The following is a 10,153-nucleotide window of genomic DNA, read 5'->3' on the forward strand; positions in this document are numbered from 1 at the left end:
GCGGCCACCCTCGTCGTGACCGCGGGCCCGGTGGCCCGGGAGGCCGTCGACCCCCTCACCCGGGGCTCGGTGCCCCACCTGCTCGTCACCGGCGGGGCGAGCGGACGCCGAGTGGGGCCCTTCGTCGACCCCGGCCGCACCGCCTGCCTGCGCTGCGTGGACGCCCACGAGGCGCTGCGCGACCCACGCCGGCCGCTGCTGGTGATCCAGGCTGCAGCCGAGGCGTCCGCGCACCCGCCGCCGCGGGATCCGGTGCTCGACCATCTCGCGCTGGCGTGGGCGGCCCGGGACCTGGCCCGTTACCTCGAGGGCGACGAGCCGAGCACGTGGTCGACCACCGTCGACATCGGGCCGCTCACCGCTCCGCAGGTCACCCGCTGGGGACGTCACCCCTACTGTGGCTGTGCCTGGGACGCGATCCTCGAGCTGCCCTGAGACCGGCCGGTCCCGCTACCACCACTCGCTGTCGAGCTTGGCCTCCATCGACCGCAGGTGCTCGCGCGAGCACGCCTCGCAGTAGTGGCGCATCCGCCCGCGCTCCACGGCCGCGGTCCAGGTCAGGGGCGGTTCGTCGCCCTCAACCACTCGCCCACAGAAGTTGCATGCCACGCTCACCCATCCAGCGTAGGCACCCAGCGTAGGCAGCCAGCGAACGACGACGCCGGTGACGCGTCGCAAGCGGCGGAAGCGGCGGAAATGGCGAAGAGGCCGGACCGACGGTGGTCGGTCCGGCCTCTTCTTGTCACCCGCGATCAGGTGTCTCCGAGGAGGTCCCGGAGGTGCTACCTCGCTGCGTCCGCGGCGCGGACGTCAGAGAGCGCGAGCGAGGGCGAGGCGAGCCTGCTGCGCTGCACGCTCGGCCTTGCGGCTCAAGCGACGCGCACGGGCCATCCTGCTGGCCGTGCGCAGCTCCTGCGCCTCTCCCAGGCGCATGGACATCTGCGCTCGGGCCAGATCTTCGTTCATCAGGTAATGCATGTCGGTACTCCGGTTCTGGTAGGTCATGGAAGTTCTTGGGTCGGCTCGTCAGTCGGTCCCGGTCACGCGGCGGCGTCCTTCCGGGGCCGGCCACGGGGACGCTTGCGCGGAATCACCGCGCCTGCGAGGAACAGCTCGCCTCCCCATACGCCCCACGGCTCGCGCCGCTCGAGAGCGCCGGTCAGGCACAGCTCCCGGACTGGACACTCCCCGCACAGCGCCTTTGCGGCCTCGACGTCCGACGGTGACTCGGCGAACCACAGCTCCGGGTTGTTCAACCGGCACGGCAGCAGCTCGTCCAGCGTCGGCTCGAGAACACTGGTCGTCATCTGCTTTCACCTCCTCTACTTCTGACCTGATCGCGTTGGTCGGTTTCCTTGAGGGATTCCGTGACCTGCGCGTTCTCGGTCGGAGAAGCACGAAGGCCGCGGATCCCGGTCTGTCGGGTTCCGCGGCCTGGAGGCTGCCGATCTGGATCTAGGTCAGATCGGTGGGCTCCAGGCGAGAGAACCCGGGACGTACACGGCGTCGATGCGGCGCGTGTGTCCCATGCCGGCGTTGCGGTCCCGCTTGACTGCCTTGACGTCCACGTCGACGGCAGCGGCGAACGGCGCGAATGCCGCGTTCGGCGCGGCCGGACGCACGGCGATGCCCTGGGACTCGAGGGTCCAGAGGACAGAGATGGCGCAGCCGGAGGTCGCCGACAGGGACAGCGGAAGCTGCCAGCTCGGGATCATGATGTTCTCCATGTTTCGCCACCTCCTTCGGTGCCTTACGAGCGCCAGTCTTGCCAGGACTGTGAGTGCGCGAGCGGATGTCGTTTGACGACCGTAGTGGTCGGTGGAAGCGAGCCGCAAACTATTTAGTGCCTTTCTTCAAAGATTTTCGGCCACGATCGCGAGCACCGCCTCGCCGTACCGCTCGATCTTGCTCGGTCCCACGCCGTTGACCTTGGCCAGCGCGGCCATCGAGGCCGGCTTCTGCTCGGCGATCAGCTCCAGCGTCGCGTCGGTGAACACGACGTACGCCGGCACCGGCTTCCCCTCCTTGCCGTCCTCGTCGGTGCCTGCTTGCCGCGCGGTCTCGAGCCGCCAGGCCTTCAGTCGCTCGAAGAGCACCTCGTCGTACCTCACCGGGTGGTGGGCACAGCGACCGCGCTTCTTCTCCGCGGCGCTGGTCAGCGGCTGCAGACACTCCCGGCAGCGGGCCACCTTCGTGCGCCCGCGGGTCTGCTGCGGCTGCTGCGACTCGGGCAGCATCGGCAGGATGAATCGGGACGGCTGACGCCGGGCTGCCTGGCCGGGGTTGCGGGCGGCGGACCACGACACCATGAGCTCGTGCCGCGCGCGGGTCATGCCGACATAGAGCAGCCGGCGCTCCTCCTCGACGGCGTCCCGGGCGCCGGCGGCACCTGAAGCCTGCTCGGCGTAGCTGATCGGAACGGTGCCGACCTGCACTCCGCAGCAGAACACGGCGTCCCACTCCAGCCCCTTGGCCGCGTGGAACGTCGCCAACGTCACGCCGTCGGCCGTGGGAGCGTGCTGCTCGCTGGCGCGCCGGTCGAGGTCGGCGACGAACGCGGCCATCGATGCCTCGATGCCTCGCTCGGTGGCGAACTCCTCGGCCTGGTCGACCAGCGCCTGCAAGGACTCCCACCGGTCGCGGACCTGCCCGCGGCTGCTGGGGGGCTCGAGCGTCCAGCCCATCGAGGCCAGCACGGCCTTCACGACCTCCAGCCACGGTCCGTCGTCCTCGCCCGAACGGGCTGCCCCTCTGAGCCGGGTGACCGCCTCACGGACCTCACGGCGCTCGAAGAACCGGGCGGCTCCGCGCACGACGTACGGGATGGCGCGGTCGGTGAGGGCGTCCTCGAACGTCTCCGACTGGGCATTGATGCGGAACAGCACCGCCATCTCGCCGTACGTCGTCCCGGCCCGGTGCAGGCGCGCGATCCGGTCGGCCACGGCCTTGGCCTCGGCGACCTCGTCGGTCTCGCCGACGTAGCGCACCGGCGACCCCGTCGGCTGCTGCGAGCGCAGCTCGACGCCGGCGCTCGTGGTGCCGGCGAGCAGCTTGTTGGCGTCCGCCACGATCTGCGGCGTCGAGCGGTAGTTGCGGACCAGCTCGATCGAGGTGGTGCCGGGGTACCGCTGGGCGAACTCCCGGAGGTAGGTCGCGTCGGCGCCGGCGAACGAGTAGATCGTCTGGGCCGGGTCACCGACCACGCAGAGCTCGTCCCGGCCACCGAGCCACAGGTCCAGCAGGGCCGACTGCAGCGGCGAGACGTCTTGGAACTCGTCGACCACGAACCACTTGTACTGCCGGCGGACCTGGGCCGCGACCCGCTCGTCGGACGCCAGCACGCCGGCGGTCAGGAGGAGCACGTCCTCCATGTCCATCCGACCCTGCTCGCGCTTGACGTCCTCGTAGGCCGCGAAGACCCGACCGACCGTCTCGGGCGTCTGGTCGCCGACCGAGCGGCCCTTGGCGGGTGCGACCCGGGCGTAGACGTCGGCCCCGACGTTGCTGACCTTGGCCCACTCGATCTCCGAGGCCAGGTCGCGCAGCAGCGCCTGGTCGGTGCGGACGCCGAGGTTGCGGCAGGCGCCGGCGAGCATGCCGATCTTCGACTCGGTGAGCACCGGCAGCTCGGTGCCGTAGACGTGCGGCCAGAAGTAACGCAGCTGTCGCAGCGCGGCACTGTGGAAGGTGCGGGCCTGGACGCCGGGCGCCCCGAGCGTCCGGAGCCGCTGGCGCAGCTCGCCCGCCGCCCGCGTGGTGAAGGTCACTGCCAGGACCTCGGTCGGCGCGTAGACCCCGGTGAGCACTCCGTGTGCGATCCGGTGCGTGATGGCCCGGGTCTTGCCGGTGCCGGCGCCGGCGAGGACCCGGACCGGGCCGCGCAGCGTCTCGGCGACCTGGCGCTGCTCGGGATCGAGCGCCGACAGCAGTCTCCCGACCGCCTCTGCGGTCGAGCCGCCGTGCACGGGCTGGGTCATCGCGGGGGAACAACTCCTTCGGGGCATCGGTTCCAGCAGGGCAAGCCCGCCCTGGTAGACAGGGCAGACCCTAGACGGCGGAGGCGACAGTTCAGATGAGCTCCTTCACGATGTACACCACTCCCTGGTGCGGCTACTGCCGACGCCTGAAGAGCCAGCTCGACCGTGAAGGCATCAGCTACGACATCGTCGACATCGAGCAGCACCCGGAGGCCGCCGCGATCGTGGAGTCCGCCAACAACGGCAACCAGACCGTGCCGACCCTGGTCTTCACCGACGGGACCGCGCAGACCAACCCGAGCGTCGCTCAGGTCAAGCAGAAGCTCGCCTCCCTGGCCTGACCCGCGGTGGCGGCGTCACCAGCTCCCGGGCAGCACGTCGCCGTACCAGTGCTCGATCAGCGACCTGCTGATCGAGACCCCACCGGGCAGCACGAGCGAGCCGTCCTCGGCTCCCGCACGCATCTCCGCCCGGGTGAGCCAACGCGCCTCCTCGACGTCGTCGTCATCCAGCCGGATCTCCTCCGAGAGCGCACGGCCGTGGAAGCCGAGCATCAGGCTCGAGGGCAGCGGCCACGGCTGGTTGCCGAAGTAGGTCACCGCGCCGACGTGTACGCCGGTCTCCTCGCGCACCTCACGCCGTACGGCGTCCTCCAGCGTCTCCCCCGGCTCGCAGAACCCGGCCAGCGTGGAGAAGCGACCCGCTGGCCACTGCGGGTGCCGGCCGAGCAGGCAGCGCTCGTCCTCACTGCCGGGCTCGCCGGAGCTGACGAGCATGATCACGGCCGGGTCCGATCGCGGGAACTGCGGTTTGCCGCAGTCCGCGCAGACCAGCTCGTGGCCCGCAGCACGCGGTGACAGCCTGCCGCCGCAGCGCGGGCAGTGTCGGTGTGCCCAGTGCCACTCGGCCAGGCCTAGCGCGTGGAACACCAGCGGCGCCTGGGCGGCACTGTCACCGGCGAGGAAGGGGAGAAGTCCGCGCAGGGGCAGCCACGCCTCTCCCTCGTCGCGGGCCAGCTCGGCGGACGCGATCACGCCCCACCACGTCACACCGCCCCGTTCGCCCAGCAGCACGCGCACGCCATCCGGCGCCTCGGCGGTCGGCACCCACTCCAGCCCATCCGCGCCCGGCCGCACGCGGGTTCCGGCGATCACGAGCACGCGGCTGGACGGGTCCGTCCAGCGCTGCTCCAGCGAGTCCTCGTCGGTGCGCAGCAGGCCCAGCCGATCGTGCGGGTCCTGGGTCAGCGCGAGGTGGGGATAGGTCACGGCCCGAGACTAGGACTCCGCAGCAGACCCGGGGAGGAGGCCCTCGAGCTGCGCTCGGTCCGGCAGGTCGTCGTGCTCGACCAGCTCGCCGGTGCGTACGTAGTAGAAGGCGGCGTGAACCTGCTCGAGCGGGACGCCATGCAGCTCGGCCCAGGCGAGCCGGTACACCGCCAGCTGCAGCGGATCAGCCGTGTGCCGCACGCTGGTCTTCCAGTCCACCACAAGGTACGACGCGTGCGGCTCCTCGTAGACCGCGTCGATCCGCCCCCGGACGACCTGGTTGCCGCCATCGGGCCTGCGCAGCACGAGGGCGAACGGCGCCTCCACGGCGAACGGGACCCGCGCGCCGAACGGCCCCGCCTCGAAGGTGGCGATCAGCTCCTTCAGATCGGCGTCGTCGTCGATGCCCGCGTCGGCGCGGCCGGACAGCTCGTCGGGGTCGAACAGGCCCTGCTGGCCGAACCGGGCCTCCACCCATGCATGGAAGCGGGTCCCGAAGCGGGCCGCCGGCGCCGGGGGACGCGGCATCGGGCGCGCGAGGTCGCGGGCGAAGCCCTCGGGGTCCTCGCGCAGCCGGCCGAGCGCTGTCGCCGACAGCGACGACGGCAGCGAGACCACCATCTCCGACGACCGCTGCTCGCGGGCCTCGGCGAGCAGCCGATCGATCTCGGCGTCCCAGTCCGCGACCCGGGCTGCCTCCACCAGGTCGAGGTCAGGTTCCGGCGCGGTCGGGTCGACGGCCCGCACCATCGCGGCGGCCTCGAGGCGACGTGCGGCTTCCGCGCCCACGCCCTCGGTCGGCCACGGCCGCGACGGGTCCTCCGCGTCGTTGGGGTTGGCAGCACCCCTCTCGGGCTTCGCCAGCCATGCGACCGGCTCGCCCCAGTCCTCGCACAGCTCGCGGATCACGTCCTGGAAGGCGGAGGGCCCATAGGGCGACTTGCGCTGCCCCCACAGGAATGAGCTCACGTAGAGGCGGCGAGCCGGCCGGGTGAACGCGACATAGGCCAGCCGAAGCTCCTCCTCGGCCTCGTGGACCTTGATGTCGGCGCGGTACGTGTCGAGCGCGGCCTTGTCGTACCCCTGCAGCTGGGGCTGGTCGGCGGCGTCGCCACGGAGCGGCGCCGGCAGCACCGATGGGGAGGAGACCCACAGCGAGCGCCCCTGCGTGCTCGGGAACCGGCCCTCGCACACGCCGACGCAGAAGACGACATCCCACTCCAGGCCCTTGGCCCGGTGGACGGTCAGCAGCTTGACCGAGTCCGCCTCGGACGGGGTGGCGACCTCCAGGCCGTTGCCGACCTCGTCCTCCGCCGTGAGCCATGCGATCAGGGCGGGCAGGGTGACGTCGCCGTCGACGGCCTGGAACTCGGCGACCGCCTTCACGAAGAGGTCGAGGTTGTCGCGCCGCGACGCGGCGGCGGGGCTGACCGACGAGGCGAGCTCCACGTCGACTCCGGTGACGTCGATGATCCGCCGGACCAGGTCCAGCAACGGCTCGCCCACCGTGCCTCGCAGCATCCGGAGCTCGTCGCGCAGCAGCGCGAAACGCTCCAGCGCCTCGGGCGAGAAGTCGGCCGTGCCGGGGTCGGCCAGAGCGTCGTCGAGGCACGGGATCTCGGCTGGATCGATGCCGTCGGCGATCCCGACCAGCTGCTCCGTCAGCGAGGCTGCGGAGTCCACTCGCCCGCGGGCGCCGGCGATCTGCAGGGCACGCTCGCCCAGGAGCTTGAGGTCGCGCGGCCCGATTGCCCATCGGGGGCCGGCGAGGAGGGTCAGCAACGAAGCGTTGTCGGTGACGTCGTGCAGCAGCTTCAGGGTGGCGACGACACTCGCGATCTCGGGCAGCCGCACCAGCCCGGAGAGACCGACGATCTCGACCGGCACGCCGGCGGCCGTGAGCGAGTCGAACACGCTCTCCGCGTGCTGGTTGTCACGGCTGAGCACCGCGATCTCCGTCCAGGGTGTGCCTCGGTCGTGCGTGGCGCGCACCTCGGTGGGGAGCCAGGACAGCTCCTCGGTGTGGGTCCGGAACACCCGGGTGGTCACCTGTCCCGGCTCGGCGCTGCCGTGGCGCAGCGGCGCCACCTTGTCGCCGTACTTGTCGTAGAGCGGACGCGCCAGCCGGTTGGCGAGGTCGAGGATCCGGGTGTCGGACCGGCGGTTGATCGTCAACGGCAGCACCGGCACCTTCCCGGACCGGGCCGGGAACACCTGTGGGAAGTTGACGATGTTGGACACCGACGCGCCCCGCCAGCCGTAGATCGCCTGGTTGGGGTCGCCGACGGCCATCACGGGGTGACCGTCACCGAAGAGCCGAGACAGCATGGTCGCCTGGGCGACCGAGGTGTCCTGGTACTCGTCGAGCAGCACCACCCGGAACCGGTCGCGCTCGACCTGGCCGACCTCGGGCTGCTCCTGGGCGAGCCGCGCGCCGAGCGCGATCTGGTCGCTGAAGTCCATCAGGCCCAGGTCCTGCTTCAGTTTCCGGTACGACGCCACGAGGCCCATCAGCTCGGCGCGGCGGTCGATCACGTCGATCGCCTTCTGCATCGCGCCGAGGTAGGTCTTGCGCGCCTTGCCGGCCAGCTCGACCTCACGCTCCCGGTCGAACGACCGCCGAGCCGCCTCGTCGAACGCGAGGACCTGCTCCGGGGGGACGAGGTGCTCGCTCATCGCGCCGTCGAGGGCGAGCAGGTACTGGATCACCGTCGGCGGATGGTCGGAGAGCTTCTCGACCGGACCGTCGTAGCGGTCCACGGCACGGGCGGCGAGCTGGAAGCGGGCGGCGTCGGTGATCACTCGGGTGTCGGGCTCGTGACCGATCCGAAGGCCGTGGTCGGTGAGCAGGCCGGCGGCGTAGGCGTTGTAGGTCGAGACGGTGGGCTCCAGCGCCTCCTCACCGTCGGCGCCTGCCTTCAGGTCGAGCGCTCCGGCGTCGGTGAGCGCCTTGCGGACCCGCTGCCGGAGCTCGGCAGCGGCCTTGGTGGTGAACGTCAGACCGAGGATCTCCTCCGGCCTGACCTGTCCGGTCAGCACGAGGTAGACCACCCGCGCGGCCATCAGCGTCGTCTTGCCCGATCCGGCACCGGCGATCACCACGGCCGGCGACAACGGCGCGGTGATCGCCGTCCACTGCTCGGCGCTCGGGGGGAACGTCGCGCCCATCGCCCGCTGCAGCTCCTCGGGTGTGGCGAAGACGGTCATTGCTCGACCACCGATCCGGGGCTCTTGGCCGGGCAGAGGGGCATGAACCCGCACTGCCGGCAGTGCTCTCCTGAGACCGCCGGGAATTGCTCCTCCCGCAGCAGCCGCGCGGCATGGGCGATGTGGGCGCGGAGCGCGGCGCGCTCCTCGCAGTCGTCGGCATGGGCGTCCTGCGGCTGCACGGCGGCCGTCGGGGACCCGTCCTCCAGTCCGAGCTGGACCAGCTCCGCGCCGCCGGACCGCAGCGCGACCAGGCCGTCGTCCGGCCGATCGAGGGCTCCGGCGTCCACGGCGTACTGGTAGAGCGCAAGCTGGAGGTGTGCCCTCACCTGGGGGCCGGTCATTCCTCCGCGTCCGGTCTTGAGGTCGACCACGACCACCCGTCCGTCGCCGTCGAGCTCGACCCGGTCGGCGTAGCCGTTGATCTTGACCTGCTCGCCGTCGTCCATGGCGACCACTGTCGAGAACCGCGCCTCGGTCGCCAGCAGTCGGCGCGGATTCGCGGCGTGCCAGGAGAGGAACCGCTCGATGGCCGCCCGGACCCGGGCGTACTCGCGCTGTTTCGACCAGGGCGTGCGGAAGTCGAGCCGGTCCCACACCCTGTCGACCTCGGCCATGAGCGCATCGGGGTCAGCGGGCGCCGACTGCTGCGCGACCCGCTCGGCGAGGGCGTGCACGATCTGGCCGAGGTTGGCCGACTGGTGCGTGCGTGCGACCCCTCCCGCCTCCCGCTCCAGGAACCACCGTGCCGGGCAGGCGCCGATCGACTCGAGGATGCTCGCCGAGACCGGCACCGGCTGGTCGGCGTCGCGGATCGGTCGCACAGATCGGCTCGCCGACCTGGTGCCCCACCAGTTGGCCGGGTCGGCGGCCGGCACCAGCGGGCGCTTGCGGACCGTCTCGCCCGCGAGCCGCGCGAGCCGCCGGGCGGCCGCTTCCCGCAGGGTCGACGAGACCGTGGGGTCGGCGGCGGTACGGCGCAGCTCGGCAACCAGCCCGGTCATCGACAGCGGCCGTTCCGGCCGGCCCACCACGTGCCGGATCTGGTCCAGATCGGGCACGACCTCCTCGAGGAAGCGCGACGGCTGCTCGCCCTCGTCGTCGGGCGACTTCACGGCCGTGACGACGAGGCGCTCCCGCGCGCGGGTGCACGCGACGTAGAAGAGCCGCCGCTCCTCGGCCAGCAGCTCGCGCGGCGTCACGGCCGGGACCACGCCGTCGTGCCCGATCCGGTCGGCCTGGAGCAGCGTCGTGCGCCGGCGCAGGTCGGGCCATCCACCGTCCTGGACGTGTGCCACGACCACGAGCCGCCACTCCAGGCCCTTGCTCCGGTGGGCGGTCAGGAGACGTACGGCGGCGCCGCGCGCCCCTTTGTCCGCCAGTGTGTCGGCGGGGATCTCCTGCTGCACCAGGCTCTCCAGGAACGGAGCGACCCTCAGGTGCTCCCGGTGCTCGCCGGCACGGACCGCCACGTCGAACAGGGCGCAGATCGAGTCGAGGTCCCGATGCGCGCGGCGGGCCGCTCCGCCACCGGCCTCGACGGAGCGGCGCAGCCGCTCGGGCCAGGAGGTGCCGGTCCACAGCGTCCACAGCAGATCCTCGGCACCGGCACCCGCGTCCATCGCGGCGCGCGCCTCCGCCAGCAGCCCGGCCAACGCCCGCGCGCGCTCGACCTCGAGCCCTTCCAGTCCGTCGAGGAAT

Annotated in this window: 10 protein-coding genes; 2 read left to right on the forward strand and 8 right to left on the reverse strand. The window is 71.8% G+C overall.

The features are described from left to right. A partial coding sequence (locus E7Z54_RS23480) for a hypothetical protein (protein WP_431188813.1) occupies positions 1-435 on the forward strand: 435 nt, incomplete at its 5' end. Positions 436-450: 15 nt separating this feature from the next. Here the strand turns inward: E7Z54_RS23480 and E7Z54_RS23485 are convergent. The 5 genes from E7Z54_RS23485 to E7Z54_RS18655 all read right to left on the reverse strand — a co-directional run bounded on the left by E7Z54_RS23485 (position 451) and on the right by E7Z54_RS18655 (position 3,977). Beyond that, positions 451-615, reverse strand: coding sequence for a hypothetical protein (locus tag E7Z54_RS23485; protein WP_168798409.1), 165 nt, complete (start codon positions 613-615; stop codon positions 451-453). A 195-nt stretch (positions 616-810) separates the two neighbouring features. After that, the gene (locus E7Z54_RS18640) at positions 811-1,005 is read right to left on the reverse strand and encodes a hypothetical protein (RefSeq protein ID WP_136436230.1); all 195 of its coding nucleotides are present in this window, start codon (positions 1,003-1,005) and stop codon (positions 811-813) included. A gap of 35 nt (positions 1,006-1,040) precedes the next feature. Continuing rightward, positions 1,041-1,307 (reverse strand): WhiB family transcriptional regulator, encoded by a 267-nt coding sequence (locus tag E7Z54_RS18645; protein WP_136436231.1) that lies wholly within the window; start codon positions 1,305-1,307, stop codon positions 1,041-1,043. Between the two features lie 153 nt (positions 1,308-1,460). Further along, the gene (locus tag E7Z54_RS18650; RefSeq protein ID WP_136436232.1) at positions 1,461-1,727 is read right to left on the reverse strand and encodes a hypothetical protein; all 267 of its coding nucleotides are present in this window, start codon (positions 1,725-1,727) and stop codon (positions 1,461-1,463) included. 126 nt (positions 1,728-1,853) lie between these two features. Beyond that, on the reverse strand, positions 1,854-3,977 hold the full coding sequence (locus E7Z54_RS18655; RefSeq protein WP_136436233.1) for an ATP-dependent DNA helicase UvrD2: 2,124 nt from the start codon (positions 3,975-3,977) through the stop codon (positions 1,854-1,856). Positions 3,978-4,072: 95 nt separating this feature from the next. Here E7Z54_RS18655 and E7Z54_RS18660 point away from each other — a divergent pair, with 95 nt between their 5' ends. Beyond that, entirely contained in the window at positions 4,073-4,318 is a 246-nt protein-coding gene (locus tag E7Z54_RS18660; protein WP_136436234.1) for a mycoredoxin, read from the forward strand. A gap of 15 nt (positions 4,319-4,333) precedes the next feature. On the opposite strand, the gene nudC is transcribed toward E7Z54_RS18660, so the two are convergent. The 3 genes from nudC to E7Z54_RS18675 all read right to left on the reverse strand — a co-directional run. After that, positions 4,334-5,245, reverse strand: a complete 912-nt coding sequence (nudC, locus tag E7Z54_RS18665; protein ID WP_136436235.1) for an NAD(+) diphosphatase — start codon at positions 5,243-5,245, stop codon at positions 4,334-4,336. A 9-nt stretch (positions 5,246-5,254) separates the two neighbouring features. Next, positions 5,255-8,452, reverse strand: a complete 3,198-nt coding sequence (locus tag E7Z54_RS18670) for a UvrD-helicase domain-containing protein (RefSeq protein ID WP_136436236.1) — start codon at positions 8,450-8,452, stop codon at positions 5,255-5,257. Next, the coding region (locus E7Z54_RS18675; RefSeq protein ID WP_136436237.1) for a UrvD/REP family ATP-dependent DNA helicase at positions 8,449-10,153 on the reverse strand (1,705 nt) is incomplete at its 5' end. The genes E7Z54_RS18670 and E7Z54_RS18675, both read right to left, overlap by 4 nt.

This window comes from Nocardioides sp., assembly GCF_004803405.1.
Taxonomy (GTDB): domain Bacteria; phylum Actinomycetota; class Actinomycetes; order Propionibacteriales; family Nocardioidaceae; genus Nocardioides; species Nocardioides vastitatis.

What these genes read in the sequence shown, in the direction of transcription:
- E7Z54_RS18640 (WP_136436230.1), bottom strand. Translation starts at nt 1,005, where the DNA reads ATGACCTACCAGAACCGGAGTACCGACATGCATTACCTGATGAACGAA.
- E7Z54_RS18645 (WP_136436231.1), bottom strand. Translation starts at nt 1,307, where the DNA reads ATGACGACCAGTGTTCTCGAGCCGACGCTGGACGAGCTGCTGCCGTGC.
- E7Z54_RS18650 (WP_136436232.1), bottom strand. Translation starts at nt 1,727, where the DNA reads ATGGAGAACATCATGATCCCGAGCTGGCAGCTTCCGCTGTCCCTGTCG.
- E7Z54_RS18655 (WP_136436233.1), bottom strand. Translation starts at nt 3,977, where the DNA reads ATGACCCAGCCCGTGCACGGCGGCTCGACCGCAGAGGCGGTCGGGAGA.
- E7Z54_RS18660 (WP_136436234.1), top strand. Translation starts at nt 4,073, where the DNA reads ATGAGCTCCTTCACGATGTACACCACTCCCTGGTGCGGCTACTGCCGA.
- E7Z54_RS18670 (WP_136436236.1), bottom strand. Translation starts at nt 8,452, where the DNA reads ATGACCGTCTTCGCCACACCCGAGGAGCTGCAGCGGGCGATGGGCGCG.